At 55.1% G+C, this 16,109-nt stretch carries 14 protein-coding genes and 1 tRNA gene; 10 read left to right on the top strand and 5 right to left on the bottom strand.

From position 1 onward, the window contains the following. Window positions 1-80 precede the first annotated feature (80 nt). Both Q0V70_RS05240 and Q0V70_RS05235 read left to right on the top strand, forming a co-directional pair. Entirely contained in the window at window positions 81-4,298 is a 4,218-nt protein-coding gene (locus Q0V70_RS05240) for a DNA helicase (RefSeq protein ID WP_297589230.1), read from the top strand. A gap of 8 nt (window positions 4,299-4,306) precedes the next feature. Then, window positions 4,307-4,564, top strand: a complete 258-nt coding sequence (locus Q0V70_RS05235) for a hypothetical protein (RefSeq protein WP_297589228.1) — start codon at window positions 4,307-4,309, stop codon at window positions 4,562-4,564. A gap of 11 nt (window positions 4,565-4,575) precedes the next feature. Here Q0V70_RS05235 and Q0V70_RS05230 read toward each other — a convergent pair whose 3' ends face one another. Next, on the bottom strand, window positions 4,576-5,172 hold the full coding sequence (locus Q0V70_RS05230) for an SAF domain-containing protein (protein WP_297589225.1): 597 nt from the start codon (window positions 5,170-5,172) through the stop codon (window positions 4,576-4,578). A 138-nt stretch (window positions 5,173-5,310) separates the two neighbouring features. After that, window positions 5,311-5,958, bottom strand: coding sequence for a 5-formyltetrahydrofolate cyclo-ligase (locus tag Q0V70_RS05225; protein ID WP_297589223.1), 648 nt, complete (start codon window positions 5,956-5,958; stop codon window positions 5,311-5,313). Between the two features lie 76 nt (window positions 5,959-6,034). Here Q0V70_RS05225 and Q0V70_RS05220 point away from each other — a divergent pair, with 76 nt between their 5' ends. The 6 genes from Q0V70_RS05220 to Q0V70_RS05195 all read left to right on the top strand — a co-directional run bounded on the left by Q0V70_RS05220 (window position 6,035) and on the right by Q0V70_RS05195 (window position 10,794). After that, window positions 6,035-6,973 (top strand): UTP--glucose-1-phosphate uridylyltransferase, encoded by a 939-nt coding sequence (locus Q0V70_RS05220; protein WP_297589221.1) that lies wholly within the window; start codon window positions 6,035-6,037, stop codon window positions 6,971-6,973. Continuing rightward, on the top strand, window positions 6,973-8,169 hold the full coding sequence (gene glp / locus Q0V70_RS05215) for a gephyrin-like molybdotransferase Glp (protein WP_297589218.1): 1,197 nt from the start codon (window positions 6,973-6,975) through the stop codon (window positions 8,167-8,169). Before Q0V70_RS05220 ends, glp begins: the two co-directional genes overlap by 1 nt. 10 nt (window positions 8,170-8,179) lie before the next feature. Further along, on the top strand, window positions 8,180-8,839 hold the full coding sequence (locus Q0V70_RS05210) for a GNAT family N-acetyltransferase (RefSeq protein WP_297589216.1): 660 nt from the start codon (window positions 8,180-8,182) through the stop codon (window positions 8,837-8,839). A 167-nt stretch (window positions 8,840-9,006) separates the two neighbouring features. Further along, window positions 9,007-10,113 carry a hypothetical protein gene (locus Q0V70_RS05205; protein WP_297589213.1) on the top strand — a complete coding sequence of 369 codons (1,107 nt, stop codon included), beginning with the start codon at window positions 9,007-9,009 and terminating at the stop codon, window positions 10,111-10,113. 101 nt (window positions 10,114-10,214) lie between these two features. Beyond that, window positions 10,215-10,287, top strand: a tRNA-Ala gene (locus Q0V70_RS05200). A 69-nt stretch (window positions 10,288-10,356) separates the two neighbouring features. Beyond that, window positions 10,357-10,794 (top strand): GtrA family protein, encoded by a 438-nt coding sequence (locus Q0V70_RS05195; RefSeq protein WP_297589210.1) that lies wholly within the window; start codon window positions 10,357-10,359, stop codon window positions 10,792-10,794. Here Q0V70_RS05195 and Q0V70_RS05190 read toward each other — a convergent pair. The 3 genes from Q0V70_RS05190 to Q0V70_RS05180 all read right to left on the bottom strand — a co-directional run bounded on the left by Q0V70_RS05190 (window position 10,783) and on the right by Q0V70_RS05180 (window position 13,533). Continuing rightward, window positions 10,783-11,829, bottom strand: a complete 1,047-nt coding sequence (locus tag Q0V70_RS05190; protein WP_297589208.1) for an NAD(P)-dependent alcohol dehydrogenase — start codon at window positions 11,827-11,829, stop codon at window positions 10,783-10,785. The two genes, Q0V70_RS05195 and Q0V70_RS05190, sit on opposite strands and share 12 nt — an antisense overlap. Before the next feature lie 184 nt (window positions 11,830-12,013). Further along, window positions 12,014-12,664 (bottom strand): MarC family protein, encoded by a 651-nt coding sequence (locus Q0V70_RS05185; RefSeq protein WP_297589626.1) that lies wholly within the window; start codon window positions 12,662-12,664, stop codon window positions 12,014-12,016. Next, entirely contained in the window at window positions 12,661-13,533 is an 873-nt protein-coding gene (locus tag Q0V70_RS05180; RefSeq protein WP_297589206.1) for an undecaprenyl-diphosphate phosphatase, read from the bottom strand. The genes Q0V70_RS05185 and Q0V70_RS05180 overlap by 4 nt, the downstream gene beginning before the upstream one ends. Window positions 13,534-13,641: 108 nt before the next feature. Here Q0V70_RS05180 and Q0V70_RS05175 point away from each other — a divergent pair, with 108 nt between their 5' ends. After that, complete coding sequence (locus Q0V70_RS05175; protein WP_297589204.1) at window positions 13,642-14,628, top strand: ABC transporter ATP-binding protein; 987 nt, start codon at window positions 13,642-13,644, stop codon at window positions 14,626-14,628. After that, the gene (locus tag Q0V70_RS05170; RefSeq protein WP_297589202.1) at window positions 14,625-15,848 is read left to right on the top strand and encodes an ABC transporter permease; all 1,224 of its coding nucleotides are present in this window, start codon (window positions 14,625-14,627) and stop codon (window positions 15,846-15,848) included. The genes Q0V70_RS05175 and Q0V70_RS05170 overlap by 4 nt, the downstream gene beginning before the upstream one ends. Window positions 15,849-16,109: the final 261 nt, after the last annotated feature.

Genomic DNA, 16,109 nt, shown 5'->3' with positions numbered 1-16,109 from the left:
CTGCATTTTTACTTCCCTAGATTCGCCTCTTTTTGGCGTGCCATCGCGGAATTGTGCCATATTTCACATATCGTGGATATGTGGAAGAAGATTTGGAACAGCCGGTACAAAACTCTGGGGGGAGTGCGGAAAATTTCAACCCCGATTCCTCTGACCAGAATGACGCTGCCACCGAGGTTTTACAGTCTGTAGAGGTAGACCCGGTCCAAGAGCGTCTGAAACTATGGGCCGGCGAAGCCTCAGCCTCACCGGGAGCCCAGGGGATCCGTGACATCGACTCCCTGGAGAACCTTCTTGATTTAACCGGGGCGCATCCCGCGGGCATAGCCCAGCTCTATGGCGGCCGGCTGACAAAGTTATCTTCTTTGCTGCGTGATAGCGCTGCCTTGGGTGCTGCCCGAGCGGTGATGAGGAAGCTCGACGCGGAAAAGAAATCTTCAGTGTCCCGCTGTGGGCTGTACCCCACGAATCTGGTGATTGGGGTAGCCAACTGGACTCAACTACCGCCGTTTAAAGAATCTGAACGGGGGACTCGCCCTGAGCTGAGTCATTTCAAACTGGAACAATTTAACCTGCCCGTGCTGATGCGTCCGTTGGAACTAGAAGCGGTTGATGGGGACTACACATTAAAAATGGGCGGATCGGTCGTGATGAACCCGGTCTTGGTGAAAGCATTTAAGGATCGTCATATCGACTGCAATCCCGAAGCCATAATCGCTTCGAGCTTAGAGGATGGCCGATTGAACGTCACCCCAGCTCTCGAAGCGATTCGCCGGATGGGACAGGACTTCATCCCGGGGTTTGACCTCAAGGAAAACCTGCTAGTTGCCAATCTAGGGGTCTCCAGTGCGGTGCTCAGCTCAGACTGGGACACCATCCTTCCGGTCGCCGGTAAAAATCCGCTGGTCAGAGCCTTTGCGGGAGACAAATCGGCAGCTGCTGAGCTCTTAGAGTCGCTACCAGAAACCAGTCCGGCGGATCGCGACCCGGATTTGGAACGCGGTATCGGCGACTTGGATGTAAGCCAGGCTCGAGTTGTGGAGCTGATTGCCAGCGGACGTTCCATTTTTGTTGAGGTTCCTCCGGGTGCTCCCGGTTCATCTACTGTACAAGCCATTTTGGCTGATTGCGGAGCTAGCGGGAAACACGTTTGCTACGTACCAGGAGTGCGCCGGATTGGTAAGGCGACGGTGGAAGGCTTGCAAAAGGCCGGATTGGGCCGTTTCGTGTTGGATCTGACAGGAGCTAGTGAGTGGCGTAGCGCTCTCCGAAACCAACTGCTGAGCGGGGACACCGCGTATCCGCAACCGCCCGTACCAGTTACGGAATTGGGCGATGCACACGAGAGGCTGCGCCAAACTCGAGACAAGCTCAGCGCTTATACGCAACGTTTGCACGTGGTGCGTGAACCGTGGGGGGTTTCCGCCTATGCCGCACTGCAGGCTCTCGCAGATTTAACCAGCGCTCAGCCGGGGCCGCGCACAAAAGTGAAACTGGAACTTGCCGATGACGAACACTCCAGCAAAGAAGGACGCGAACGGGCTCGTGAACTGTTGACCCGAGCCCAAGATGCCGGTCTGCTTGAACCAGACTTGCAAGAATCCCCCTGGAAAGGGGTGGTGTTGTCCACCGAATCAGATGCCCAGGATGCCATCGAAAAAATTCATGCGCTTGCAGACGGTCGCCTGGAAAGGCTGCATCAGGAATTAGAACGGGTCAGCGAAGAAACTGGGCTGGTCCTCCCTTCGACCCTGAACGCCTGGAAAGAACAGCTGGGAATGCTGACCGGGGTGGCGCAATCTCTGGATATTTTCCAACCCGAAATTTTTGAGCATTCGGCCGCGGACATGGTCATAGCTACAGCCAGTCGCAAATGGCGACAAGAACGCTCCTTACCGATTAAGGGGAAGGATAAGCGCAATCTGGTGAAGCAGGCCAAAGACGCTTTGCGTCCGGGAATCACGCCTCAGGATTTACACGGCGAACTGGTGCGCGTCCAAAGTTTTCGTGACCTGTGGCGCCGTCATGCACTGCCGGGTGCCTGGCCCCGAATTCCGCAAGAATTCGAGGCGGTACAGGAACTTTCGGCGCAAATTTTCGCCGAAGTTGCGGCGGTTGCCCCCATCCTTTGCCAAGTCACCACTCCGGAAGGAACGAAACCGGAGGAAGTGCCGCTGGCCGACCTTTTGAATTTAGTAAACTCCCTCGATGAAACTACGGACCAGGCCTTACGGCTGCCCCGGCAGGTGCAACTGCTAAAGGAATTGAAAGAGTCCGGGTTAGGCCCGCTTCTCGATGATTTGCGGGCTCGGCGAGTACCCGCTGATTCAGCTCTGGCAGAACTAGATTTGGCCTGGTGGTCAGCCATTTTGCTAAAAATTATGCATAGCGACCCGGTCTTGGCCGGTATTGACGGGGCCGCCATGCACGAATTGGCGGATACCTTACGTTCCTTAGATTTGGCACAAATCGAATCGCTACCTTATCCCGTGGCGCGAGCCATGCACGAGCTAGCGAACCGAGTGCGCCAGGGACAGGCTCCCGCCACCGCAGCTTTGCAATCTGTGTTAGAAATCGGCGACATGGGAGCATTGTCAGACTTCCAAAGTTTTGCCCCGCTCATCCGTCAGCTGTGCCCGGTCTGGGCGCTTTCGCCCTATCTGCTGGCCCAGATTTATGGAAATTCCACAATTGAAGTCCTGGTGCTGGATCATCTGGATTTTATGAACTTATCTCAAGTGATTCCGCTCATTGCGCGAGCCAAGCAGCTGGTAGTACTCGGTGATTCTCGGCGAGGATGGACTGGATTTACTCAGGTTGCAGCGAAGGTTTTGCCGGTCGTTTCTCTGCGTTCGGATTTGGGTGAGCTTTCCGAGCAGGTCGCGCTGTTCCTGGCCAGTCACGGTTACGGTGACTCCGTGGCGCCTGTGCCGTCCCCACGCCCGGCTTCTTTGGTGAAGCTCCACGTTGTAACCGGTTCAGAGTCTCCTTTGGCGCGGGATGGATTGCCGGTCATCTCTCGGGTCGAAATTTCCCGCGTGGTGGAGCTGATTTTGGATCATGCCCTGAATCGGGCCTCTCAGTCCCTGGCGGTAGTCTGCTTGAACCCCGGGGCAGTCGTGCGGATTCGTTCCGCCCTGAACGATGCCTTGGCAAAAGTTCCGCAGGCTCAGGATTTCTTCCAGAGCGGGAGGGAGCCTTTCGTTGTGGTCGATTCTGCCACGGCTGGCGGGTTGCGCCGTGACGTGGTCATTATGAGTTTGGGTATGTCCAAGACGCCGCACGGGCGGGTCCAGTTAAACTTTGGTCCGGTTTCTGGCCCTTCCGGGGTTGCGCACGTGGTTGGTTGTCTGGAAGTCGTGCGTCAACGACTCGAAATCGTCAGCGCGTTTAGAGCCAACGAAGTCGATGCGTCCAAACTTAGCGAGCCGGGGGCTCGAATGCTGGTGGATCTGTTGGGGTCCGCCGACAACCCCGAAGGCATGGAGCGGGCTTTAACTACCCCGGAATCTTTCGAATCTGAACCCGATCGTCTTCTGGTGGATTTGGCGGAGCGTCTGTGGCGGGCGGGGCTGACGGTGGTTCCTCGTTTCGGATTGAAAGACGGCATTCAGATTCCCCTGGCCATCGGATCCGCCGAGTTGCCCAGCGAACTGCTGGTGGCGGTGCTGACCGATGACGACACTTACGTGAGAGAACCTTCCCTGCGCAGGCGGGAAAGACTGTGGCCCGCTCGCCTTGAGGCGGCCGGTTGGACAGTTATTACCTGTTACACCATGGAAGTTTTTGCCAACCCGGCGGCACAGGCGGCAAAAGTTCGTCACGCGGTGGAAAAGACTTTGGCTAGCCGTAAAAATGCCCTTTCGGTTCCTCTCATCGCGGCTCCTCAAATTGAAGTCCCGGATGAATCGGAGAATCCAAATCCTGTACTGAACGGTACAGAAATGTCTTCATCGGCAGCCACTGCGGTGCAGAAACCTGGGGAAACTCCTACTGAGGACTCCGTCAAGACTGACCCTGCAGGAGAGACCGTTACGGAAAATCCCGCTGCCCCAAACCTTCGCGTAGTCGGCACCACTCGCAGCTCGCGTCCCCCCGTCGCTAAAGGGTTGCCCCTGGCAGCTTATGGAGACGACCAGTTGGACGAGTTGCTGGAGTGGATTCAATCTGACGGGGTGGCACGCAGTGAGGACCAACAGGTGCAGGAACTGCGGGAGACCTTAGAGCTATCGCGCCGTGGTGCCCAAGTCGACGCCGTGCTGCGCCACGTGGTACGGCGGCGCAATACTGCCTTGTGAGGAGAACGATGGAACAGAACAAACCTACTCCACGAGACATTTTTGCCGCTCAAAAGACTCAGCCCGAACCGAAACGGGAACGCCAGCGAATTCGCCGTCACCGTAGGGCCACCTATATCTCCCGGCAAGACGAAGGCAAAGACAACCCCTTTGCGGTTCCCGGTGGCGGAAGTCTCGAGGCGCCTCCGGAAACGCCAGATGAAATCGACGAAACCAACGACAAACGACTGAAAGCCGACATTCCCCCGCATTTCGGGAAACTGTAAGCGGGGATTTACTACCGACGAACTACGAAACTCAGGTCGTAGTCGGCTTTGGCGGCGATGACTCGGCGAGCTTCGTCCTCGGGTGCCGCCAGGTAAGCGATAGCGGCAGAGCTCCCGGTACCCAGAAAACTCTCGGAGACGGCTTTTACCCCGACAACCCGAGCATTGGAAGCTAACAGTTCCCCATCTACGTTCCCCCCGGAACACCAAATTTCAACCGGTTGCCCGGTCTTGGAGAACCCTGCTACCGCGGGGTCGCTGACTTCGATGGCAAAGGCGACTTCTCCTGTCCGCAGGTCCTCAACCGCGTTTTCCACTAGCAATGCAGGCTGCAGCACGGTTCCGGAACTTAAGTTCACCGCTGCGGTTTTCCCGATGACACGGTCAGGTTTTTGAAAGTGGTCCTGGGGGACACCGGAGGGAGTCAGGGTGGAAAGCCTCACGTCTTTTGCAGTAATTTCACAGCCGGCACAGATTTCGTGTTTGACCACCACCACGGTGGCTCCAGCTTTTTCAGGTAAAAAGAGCGTCACCACAACGAACACGGCCATGATAGCCAGACCCGCGGCGAGGGGGTAACGCCAATTCCAAAAACGATTCATGCTCATGAGTCCACGCTAGGAAGATGACGGAAAACGTGCCACTACCGGGGCTATCTACCTGTGGAAAACCCGATTTTTATCACCCTTGTGGAAAACCCTCTGTAATCGAGTAAAACAGCAGGACAATGGGTCTATGGCAGGGAATTAAGCGGGCAAAATTCCCGACTTTTGAAACTCGGAGCCTTCCAACTTGAAGCAACAAGAGGGCGTCAATACCCCGGTTACCGGAATATCGTACTGGTCCGTGGGAAGAATCAGTTCCCGCTGCAACTCATGGGTGTAGCACAGTGCATAGATTGGGGTCTGTTTCTGGACATAGGGCAGAGCGCGGTCATACCAACCTCCGCCTTGACCCAAGCGATTTCCTTGTCGATCAACCGCTAGAGCAGGGGTGATGACCAGGTCTACAGCTGCTAAGGCAGAGGAATCGAGAGCCTCCCCGCTGGGTTCCATTGGCCGGTTCGGTGAGCGGTTAGCCAAATCATCGCGACCCGCATAAAAAGCCCAATCACGGTTGAGTTTCGAGCCCAGCTTTGGCACCAACAGTCGCTTGCCCTGCTGATAGAGTGCCTCGATTAAATCCAAGGTCGGAGGCTCGTTCTTAACTGAGACGTAGCAGGCAATTGTGTGAAAGTCTGTCGCGAACTCCAGCACTCGATTCCTAATTTCCTGACCGGCCTGGGAAACTTGGCTATCATTGAGCCGAGCCCGAGCGCTGCGAATGAGTTGCCTTAACTGTTGCTTAGCATCTTCGGGCTCTTGCCCACGTAAATCCGGTAAGTTTAGCTCCATCTCATGCACCTTAACATTGTGCCTTATTTACGTTTATTTATCTTGTTATTACATCGGGATAGATTAGGCTTGATTCATGAGTTTAGAAGTTAGGTGCTCCGTCATCCCCGCCGCTGGGAAGGGAACCCGGATGTATCCTCTGACGAAATCAGTACCCAAAGAGTTATTTCCCTTGGTGGATCGGCCGGTAATCATGACAGTGATTGATGAAGCCCTCCGCTGTGGAATTGAGCAGTTTCACGTGGTGACGAGCCCTCGGAAGCCAGCTCTGAGAGATTTTTTTACCCACGCCGACCGCGAGTTGAATCCCCAGGATTTACCCTTGCCCCAGGTTGATTTGGTCATGCAAGGACAGGCTCGAGGATTGGGTCACGCCGTTCTGCAGGCTCGTGATTACGTGGGAGAGCAGCCTTTTGTCGTGCAGCTTCCGGATGATTTGTATCACCCGGAAGATCCTCTGTTGCAGACTATGTTGGACGTGCACGCGGTGACCGGAGGGTGCGTGGTGGCGCTGATGGAAGTCAGTGCGGCAGAGGCAAAACTTTACAGTTCCGCACGGGTTGAGCCGGTAGAACTGGGTGCAGCAGCAGCGGGGCACGAAGTGTTCAAGCTCGCTGACATTATTGAGAAACCGGAAGCGGATCAGGTTCGTTCGCCTTATGCCTTGATGGGACGCTACGTTTTGGATTCTCGTATTTTTGAGATTTTGGCCCAAACCCCGCCGGGACGCAACAATGAAATCCAGCTTACGGATGCGCTGGCGGCCTTTGCTGAGATTCCGGTTACGGAAGGCGGCGGTGTCTGGGGGGTTGTTTCGCGCGGACGCCACTTCGATACCGGTAATTTGTCCGGATACCTGCAGGCGCAAATGGAACTTTCCCTGGAAAATCCTGATTTCGGTGCTCATCTTCGAGAATATATGCGGGGCTTAGTCGGTTCGCCTGACGGACCGGGAGCAGCTCCCACTTCCACAGAAAGCGCCGCGGGTCAGGGCAGGAAGGCAGGCGCTTGCTGATGCGTTCTGTTGGGGAACATCTCAATCTGTGCCTACTGGCCGCCGAGCCGCTGCCGGAACTGGCAGTACCCCTGGAAGATGCGGTGGGTTGCGTATTATCGGCGGATATTGTTGCCGAATCCAGCCTTCCCGCAACTGATTTGGCTGGTGGGGATGGTTACGCGGTTCGGGCGCAGGACGTGGCTCACGCTCCCACAATCTTGCCTGTCACCGCGGATATTCAAGCGGGTGACACCGTGTGGACTCGATTGGTGCCGGGCAGCGCCATCCGGATTGCTTCAGGGGCTCCGCTGCCACCTGGGGCGGATGCTGTTGTGCCGGTGGAGTCTACAGATATGGGTATTTCCCAAGTCACTATCAATCAGCCGGTTTCTCCGGGATTCGCCACTATGGTCATTCCCAGCGATATTGATGTCCCCGGCGGTACCACGGTACTGCGCGCCGGCCAACGTTTGGATGCGCAGAAAATCGCCTTATTGGCTGCTCTGGGCAGGAGTCGGGTGCGGGTCCATCCCCGAGTTCGGGTCGTGATTTTGAGCATAGGTGATGAACTTGTAGAGCCGGGAGCTCATCGTGAACCGGGTCAGGTTAATGATGCGAATGGTCATTGCTTGGCCGCGGCTGCCGAAGAAGTTGACGCGAAAACTTTTCGGGTTATGGTCACCGATGAGCGCTCGCAGTTGCGTGAGACTATCGAAGACCAGCTGGTGCGTGCTGATGTGATTGTTACCACGGGAGGTTTGTCTTACGGCTCGGCAGACACTGTAAAGGACGTGCTCACGCCTTTAGGCTCGGTACGGTTTGACAATGTGGCCATTGCTCCGGGTCGCCAGTTGGGGGTGGGTAAGCTGGGCGAGGTGCCGATTTATTGTTTGCCGGGTAATCCGGTGGCTGCCCAAGTTGCTTTTGAGACCTTTGTGCGTCCGGCTTTGCGAAAGATGGCGGGCTGGTCGAATCTGTACCGTAGTTCCGTGCCGGCCAAAATGTCACGAGGTTGGGTTTCTCCCGCGGAACGTCGTGAGTTCGTTCCCGTGGCTTTGACTGGAAAACCTGGAGACTACCGCGGAAAAGTGTTGGGGTCGCATCCGCAGGCCCGCCTAGCGGCTTTGGCCCAGGCCAATGCGTTCGCGGTCGTTCCGGAAGACGTTACGGAAGTCCAGCCGCAGCAAACCTTACACTGCATGGTTTTGGAATGAGCGTTACAAAATGCGTAATTTGCGAGGTGAAACCGTTTACCCGGGGGCGTACCGACGGGTTATTATCCGGGAAGAAAACCTGAAACAACGAGGTTTACAGACGGACTTCGATTGGTTAGAAGTGCGCCAACTAAAGGGTCGCGACTTCATTGCTATCGAAAAGTTGCGAATGGGAGACCGGGCGTGGCTGGCACCTTGGGAAGCCGGAGCACCGCCGGGGTTGGGGCACCCGGTCAGTATTGATGAGTTCGTGAAAGATGCCGCACGCACCGTGCGCTTGGGGCAGGGGATGTATTTCGGAATCGTTGCCGAGGGCCGCCTAGCAGGTCAAATTTCTCTCAGCTCGGTGCAACGTGGAGCGGAGATGAGTGCTGCCCTGGGCTATTGGATTACCTCTCGCTTCGCCGGTCGAGGCCTGACTCCGCTGGCACTCGCTATGGTCATCGATTGGGGTTTCGCCTCCTACGGTCTGCACCGTTTAGAAGTTAATATTCGGCCGGAAAATAGTCCCTCGCTGCGGGTCGTAGAAAAGCTCGGTCTGCGCTATGAGGGATTGCGCCAGCGTTTTCTCTACATTGATGGGGCGTGGCGTGATCATAGTTCTTTCGCGATTACTACGGAAGAATGGCATCCCGGCAGCATGGTGGCCAGGTTGGAGACGGCACGTTAGCGTGGCTAGCCGCTGGTTTACATTAGCTAGCAAGACAGCGTGAACAGTGTTAGCACTGTGGTGTCTGTTAACTATTGAGGTTTTCGTTGTGAGTCAAACTGTGGTATTCCGAGGGGAGTACGGAGTGGCGTGACCGTTTTGTACCGCACGGTCGTTATTTTGGGTTTGTGGGTATCTCTGCATGGATTCTTTTAGGCCTGACACTGGTGGTCACCGTGGTGCTATTGCCTCAGGTGGCCAAATCGCGACGTCTGATGGGTCAAGCCCGAAATGATGATCGTTTTTCGGACGGGGTGCGCCTCTTGGACTTGGATCAACAGGTTAAACAAGCGCACTCCGTCGAGGTCGCTCTGCACAAAAACCAAGGTAAACTCGGACGTGCGGCGACTCGGCCCATCAAAATGGCCCAGGATTTGAGAGCCTACACGGAAGTGAAAGCCGACCGTGCGGCGGCAGCTTCCAATCGTGTCACTTCGGCTCGGCGTCGTGCAGGACTGTTGGGTGGCATGATGCTAGCTTTGGCGATAGTCAGCGCCTTTGCGGCCACTGGTTTCCTGGCGTGGTGGGTGTTGGCGGCACCCATATTGGGCATCGTTGCGACAATCTCGTGGGGAGCGATAGCGGCAAAGCGCGGCCGCGAGCAGGATCGTCATTTCCAGCAGTCCATTCGAGTTCTCGAAAAGCGTTTGGCGCAAAGCCCCGCGGGGCGCGCGGCCTTGCAGTCTGTCGAGATGCGCGGAGCTAAGCAGTGGGCCAAGGTTGCTGCGGCTTCGCTGGCGGGAGGAAAGCCGGCGTCCGGTACGCTGGCTCAAGCGGTTCGGATAGCAAATGAAGCCGCGTCTGCCACGGCGGTGAGCCTAGCCGAAGAGGCGGACTGCCGCACCGATGTGGAACGTCCGGTACAAAATGACACGAATGCTGAAGCTCAGGTATCAGCAGCAAAGCTAGACTCCCGCCGCGGTGAAAATGCGAAATCCGAGACCGCCTCCGGTATTGAAAACGTTGAGAATCCTGTTGAAACTGTGCAGGAAACCACCACAAAGTGGAATCCGGCTGATCTTCCGACCCCGTCCTACACGCTTAAGACTGGTGCCATACGCCAGGTAGTGGTGGAGCAAGATTTTCGTGCCGATTGGCAATATGCCCCGGTACCCATGCGTCCTCAGACAGCCCAGATTCTGCCTGCCGGCGAGGCTCTGGCCGCTGAAGACGTCAGTGCGGACCCGGTGGACTTGGAGAGCATCCTGGAGCGGCGTCGCGTCAGCGGAGACTAAAGCGCATTTTCGTTCTATCTCCGGCGCATTTTTGCCGGCCTGTCTATAGGGCCGGGAAAATTGGAAGTTAGCTCCTCCAACCGCTACAATCTATACGAACCGGGGCATTGGCGCAGTTGGTAGCGCGCAACGTTCGCAATGTTGAGGTCAGGGGTTCGAATCCCCTATGCTCCACAATCAGAATCGGAATCGGATGAAACCGATTCCGTTTTTTTGCAGTAAACAACAGTAGAGCATATGGAAATGGCCACAGCACCGCAATCGTCTCATCTCTGGAAGAAACTGCGGCATCTGTGCAAGCAGATTATCGGTTTCGGGATTGTCGGATTACTGGCTTTCTTTATTGACTATGCACTTTTTGCTTTTCTGTACAAAATCGTAGGAATTCATTACCTCATCTCGGCGGTTATCTCTTTTTGTGTTTCTCTGGCATTTAACTACGCAGCATCCATGCGCTATGTTTTCAGTCACAAGAGTGACATGACGCGCCGACGTGAAATCGTCCTCTTCTTCGTAGGTGCCGTCATCGGCTTAGGCATCAACGAAATCATGCTCTATGTCGGCGATGTCGTGTTCCGTATCGACCCTCTCATCACAAAAATCCTTGCCACCGTGGTTGTTGCGGTGTGGAACTTCGTGACGCGGAAAATCTTTTTGGACTCGCGTGAATCAGAAAGTTGACGTGTCAATCACGTAGCGATACCGCACCTTGGAATTCACCACGTTATCCCAGGCCTCGTTGATTTTATCCCCGCTGATGATTTCAATCTGAGGAGCAATGCCATGCTCGGCGCAAAAATCCAGGACTTCTTGAGTCTTGGCGATGCCTCCGATGCTGGAACCAGCGATAATCTTTTGATCATTGACGACACTGCGCATCAAGAATTCTTGCCTATGCTCGGGCAGTCCGACTACAGCCACGACACCTTCAGGTTTCACGCAAGCAACCAGATCATCAAGTTCTACCCCGTCGCTCAGTGTCGAGACGACGAGGTCGAATTGTCCAGCCATAGCTTCCCAAGCGCCATCTTCACTGGTGGGGTGTAACTGCACTGCCCCGAAACGCATGGCGTCAGCCTCTTTAGAGCGCGTACGTGAGATGACGTGAGTCTCTGCCCCCAGAGCTGCAGAAATCTGGACTCCCATGTGGCCTAAACCGCCCATCCCCACGATAGCAACCTTCTTGCCGGGACCCGCGCCCCAGCGAGTCAGAGGGGAGTACAAGGTGATGCCCGCACACATAATCGGAGCAGCTTTGTCCAGGGAGATGGAATCCGGAATGTGGCAAATATAGTCTTGTTCAACGGTGATTCCCTGCGAGTAGCCTCCAGCTGTGGGCAGTCCATCACGTCCCACGCAGTTGTAAGTCCAGATGGTGCCTCCGTCGTTGCGGCAAAACTGTTCGCTGCCAGCTTGGCAAGTCTCGCAGTGCCCGCAGGAATCCACGAAGCAGCCCACGCCGACGCGGTCACCGATTTTAAATTTTGTAACGTTCGTTCCAATCTTGGTGACAACGCCCGCAATCTCATGACCCGGGGTGAGCGGGTAGATGACTGACCCCCATTCGCCACGGCCCGTGTGGATATCGGAGTGGCAGACCCCGGCGTATTTCACTTCGAAATACACCTCGGTAGGGCCGGGCTCACGGCGTTCCAGGGTTACCGGGTGAAAGGGTTGATCAGGTCCGTCCATCGCATAAGCTTTTACTTGCGTCATTGCTTTCCTCCTCAGGTTTTGGCGAAGCCGCGGTGTCGCATAATCGTGAAGCGTCGACTCGCCCTGTCGCCACCTCAGCTTAGTTCAATTACCTATGGGCCGTGCTGGGTTTATCCGCTGCAGGTACATATTCGTCGGAACAATAGAATACATAATCTAGGTATAATTTATTATTTATTGATTACTAAAGAGTTTTTGCTACATCTTGAACGATTGAAATGACACCGGTAATCATCAGCTCCACAGCGATGGCGGCGAGAAGCATGCCTGCCAATCGAGTCATCACCGCGACGCCAGAATTGCCTAGGAACCGGATGATAGGCGTAGCAAAATGCATAGCGAGCCACGAGGTGAACATCACTGCGAGAGTTCCACCCGTCACCGCGATGACGGATAGGGGATGTTGTCCGGCGTGTCCCATGGCCACCATCAGAGCTACTATTGCTCCCGGTCCTGCCAACAGGGGAGTGCCCAGAGGAACGGCGGCGATATTCAACGAGCCACCCTCTTCGCCGACAGTCCCTTCCGCGCCGGTCAACAGCTGCAGAGCCACAATCAACAGCAACAGTCCGCCAGAAATCTGTAAAGCTGCGGGACTGATTCCTAACAGGCCGAACAGTTGAAAGCCAAAGAACCCAAATACGAACAGGATGATAATCGCCAACAGGTTAGCCTGCCAAGCGACGGTTTGACGCTGTTTCTTGGGGAGGTCTTTGGTCAGAGACATGAACACGGGGAGGTTCCCAAAAGGGTCGATGATTACAAACAATGTGGTGAATGTTGAGATAAACAACCCCAGTTCAGTCTTCATGGATTCCACGATACCCGAAATCAGTTTGCCGGAATAATGCCGGCAATCAGCAGCACCGCAATCAGCCCGCCGATGCACAGACGATAGATGATGAAAGAATTAAAACTATGTTTTGAGACAAACTTTAGTAACCAGGCGATGGATACGTACCCGATTACAAACGACATGACCAGCCCCAAAACGGTGGGTGCCCAGCCTACGGTTTCCCCGATAGTATCGAAGTTGCTGATGCCCTCGAGAGCCCCCGCGGCGACCAAAGCCGGAATTCCCAGGAAAAAGGACAGCCGGGTCGCTAGCACCCGGTCAAAGCCGAGGAACAATCCTGCAGAAATTGTTGCTCCGGACCTCGAAACCCCAGGAATCAGCGATACACACTGCATCAAACCAATGAGTGACGCCTGCATTATGGTGGTTTGATTATCAGATTTGGGGTTTCGCAAGCTGTGAGCGGGCTTTTTTGCCATCCGGCGGGCTGCATAGTGGTCGGCAGCGAACAGTACCGCTGACCATACCACCAATCCGGCCGCCACGAACCACATGGAACGCAAGCCAGTCTCGATAAAATCTTTAAACAGTAAGCCCACCACTGCAATCGGCACGGACCCAATGATGATGGCCCAGCCGAAACGGTAATCGGGATGGCGGCGGGCGGACTTGTGAAATACCCCCGTCACCCAAGCCTTAATGATGCGCCAAATATCGCTCCAAAAGTACAGTACTGCCGCTGCGATGGCGCCGATTTGAATGACCGCTGTGAAAGCAACCATCCCTACGTCATCGATTTGTTTACCCATCAGGTATTCAGTAATCGTGAGGTGTCCCGTTGAAGAGACCGGCAAGTATTCTGTAATGCCCTCGACGATACCGAGGATTAGCGCTTCCCACCATGACATGGGTTTTATCCTATACGCCACACCGGTAAACTTGGACAAACGGAACCGGAAGCTCGGGGGATGGTTGTATCCTCATTTTGGGTGGAAGATTTGGTGTGAGGGGAAATCTTGGAACAAAACAGTAAAGCTTTGCGTATAGAGGGCTTGTACAAATCTTTTGGGACTCGCGAAGTTTTGCGAGGTGTTTCCATGAACGTGGAACCTGGCCAGGTCATGGGTTTTGTGGGGGCGAACGGAGCCGGGAAAACCACAACCATGCGCATCGTGATGGGCATCACTGATGCGAACCGAGGACAGGTGACTTTCGGGGGCGAACCTATTGACGCCCTGGTCCGGACCTCCATCGGCTATATGCCAGAAGAACGCGGCCTGTATCCAAAGATGAAAGTCGGGGAGCAGTTGGAATACTTCGCCAGACTGCACGGTCAGACTCGAAGCACTGCACGCGAATCAACCCAGCGCTGGGTACAACGTTTGGGAGTGTCAGAGCGATTAAAAGACAACGTGGAAAAACTTTCCCTCGGCAACCAACAGCGCGTGCAGCTGGCGGCGGCGTTGGTTCACAATCCGGTGATGTTGATTCTCGACGAACCGTTTTCGGGCTTGGATCCGTTGGCGGTAGATGTCATGAGTGGAGTTTTGCAGGAGTACGCGTCACAAGGGGTGCCGGTCATTTTCTCGTCTCATCAGCTGTCCCTGGTGGAGTCGCTGTGTACGCACGTATCGATTCTTTCGGGCGGCTCCATAGTTGCCTCGGGCGAGGTTGAAAAGTTGCGAAGAGAGGCGGGGACTCCGATGGTTCGGTTGTGCGGCGATGAAGCTGCCGTTGCGGCAGGGACGGAAGCTGCCCGGAAATTAAACCAATCGGTACAGTTTATTCCCGGCGGTTTGCTGGTGCCGGTTCTCTCAGAAAGCTCTGCAGCTCACGCCATACTGCGAGCAGCGGTGGAGGCAGGGGGCGTTACCGAATTTGTCCCCGTAATCCCCACGCTTGCGGAAATCTTCCGCAGCGCCGTGGAAGAAAGCGAACCAAAATCCGGGGTAACCGAGACGGTCAGCACCGAAACTGAGGATGTGAAAGGTGGTCAGCAATGAAACAAATCATGATTATTGCCGGGCGCGAGTTCTCGGTGCGAATGAAATCCAAATCCGCCATTATCTCTACTATCGTGGTGGTGCTGGTGGTGCTAATAGCAGGGGGATTGGCAAATTTCTTTCACCTCTCCGAAGCGGACACCGAGAAAATCGGCGTAACCACCCAAACCCAAAGTTACGCACCGGCCTTTGAACCCGAGGCGAATCCCTTTCTGAATACGGCTTCCCCGATGGTGCCGATGTATAAGGTCAAGGGATACGCCAACGACCAGGAATTGGAACAAGCGGTACAAAACAAAGAAATTAGCCTGGGGATTGGTGGCACTGCGGACAAGCCGGTGGTGTTTAGTGATGGACCGGCTTCTCCCACGGCGATGTTGATGATTAATGCCACCGCGCAAAGCGTCATGTTGAGCTCGTATATCGGGAATCTGGGCGGTAGTTTCCAGGAAATCGGTCAGAAAATGCAGCAGGTGCAGGTCGAGGTGAGAGACATCTCAGAGTCCGAGGCTAGCGGGGATGACTTTAACTTCGCTGCTTACCTGGTGGTCATGGTGCTGATTACCTTGCTATTTATTGTCGTCATGGCGTCGGGACAACTGGTGGCTAACGGGGTAGTCGAAGAAAAGTCCTCACGAATAGTGGAAATTTTGGTTTCCACGGTTACTCCTAAGCAGCTCCTCATCGGCAAGATTCTGGGCATCACATTATTGGGAGCCCTGCAAATCGTAATCATGGGTTCAGCCGGACTGGTGGCCTTGTTAATTTCGGGCTTGACCAGCGGAATCCGAATTGACCTGGCCAGTTTCTCCGGCTGGTACCTGGTGTGGTTTATCTTGGGCTTAGCGACCTATATGGTGCTATTCGCCGGGGCGGGAGCGCTGGCATCGCGTCAAGAAGATGTTGGCCAGTCCACGCTTCCGCTCATTTTGCTGCAGTTGGGCGGGTTCTACGCCGCCATTTTCTCGGTACTCACTCCCGGAAGCGTGTTCATCAAAGTGGTCTCGCTAATTCCGTTCCTTAACTGCTACGCGATGCCGGCACGTCAGCTTGCCTCCTCCACCGTGGAGTGGTGGGAGCCTTGGCTCTCTATGTTGATAAACCTGGCGATTTTGCCGATTTTGGTATGGCTGGGGGCGCGGCTGTATCGCAGAGGAATCCTGGCCACCGGTGAACGCATAAAACTGAAGGATGCTTTGCGCCGGGAAGCAGTGTCCTAAACAGTTGAAAACTGGGGGAAAACGCGGACGATTAACTTCGATTTGACACTGCGTAGGAAACCTACTAAGTTATATATCCGTTGCTCTTGCGACTGACTAAGTCGGTAGGGTAGCAAATCGGGCCGGATGGCAAAGCTACGGAATGAACCGCTGAGGGAGTTCTGTGCTCTAAAATCGGGTCCCCCGGTGCGAGGGGAACTTCGCGCGAGTGGGTTTGTTGGTTTTGATCTCGATAGCGTTTTGTTTTTTGTTTACGCGTTT

The organism is uncultured Mobiluncus sp., assembly GCF_947087965.1.
Lineage (GTDB): Bacteria > Actinomycetota > Actinomycetes > Actinomycetales > Actinomycetaceae > Mobiluncus.
Note: the sequence above shows the minus strand (reverse complement) of the source record. Positions and strands in the feature narration are given on the sequence as shown.

Bases quoted from the DNA above. Each gene is read 5' to 3' on its own strand.
- Q0V70_RS05190 (WP_297589208.1), bottom strand. From the start codon at position 11,829: ATGACGCAAGTAAAAGCTTATGCGATGGACGGACCTGATCAACCCTTT.
- Q0V70_RS05220 (WP_297589221.1), top strand. From the start codon at position 6,035: ATGAGTTTAGAAGTTAGGTGCTCCGTCATCCCCGCCGCTGGGAAGGGA.
- Q0V70_RS05225 (WP_297589223.1), bottom strand. From the start codon at position 5,958: ATGGAGCTAAACTTACCGGATTTACGTGGGCAAGAGCCCGAAGATGCT.
- Q0V70_RS05180 (WP_297589206.1), bottom strand. From the start codon at position 13,533: ATGTCATGGTGGGAAGCGCTAATCCTCGGTATCGTCGAGGGCATTACA.
- glp (WP_297589218.1), top strand. From the start codon at position 6,973: ATGCGTTCTGTTGGGGAACATCTCAATCTGTGCCTACTGGCCGCCGAG.
- Q0V70_RS05235 (WP_297589228.1), top strand. From the start codon at position 4,307: ATGGAACAGAACAAACCTACTCCACGAGACATTTTTGCCGCTCAAAAG.
- Q0V70_RS05210 (WP_297589216.1), top strand. From the start codon at position 8,180: ATGCGTAATTTGCGAGGTGAAACCGTTTACCCGGGGGCGTACCGACGG.
- Q0V70_RS05170 (WP_297589202.1), top strand. From the start codon at position 14,625: ATGAAACAAATCATGATTATTGCCGGGCGCGAGTTCTCGGTGCGAATG.
- Q0V70_RS05195 (WP_297589210.1), top strand. From the start codon at position 10,357: ATGGCCACAGCACCGCAATCGTCTCATCTCTGGAAGAAACTGCGGCAT.
- Q0V70_RS05230 (WP_297589225.1), bottom strand. From the start codon at position 5,172: ATGAGCATGAATCGTTTTTGGAATTGGCGTTACCCCCTCGCCGCGGGT.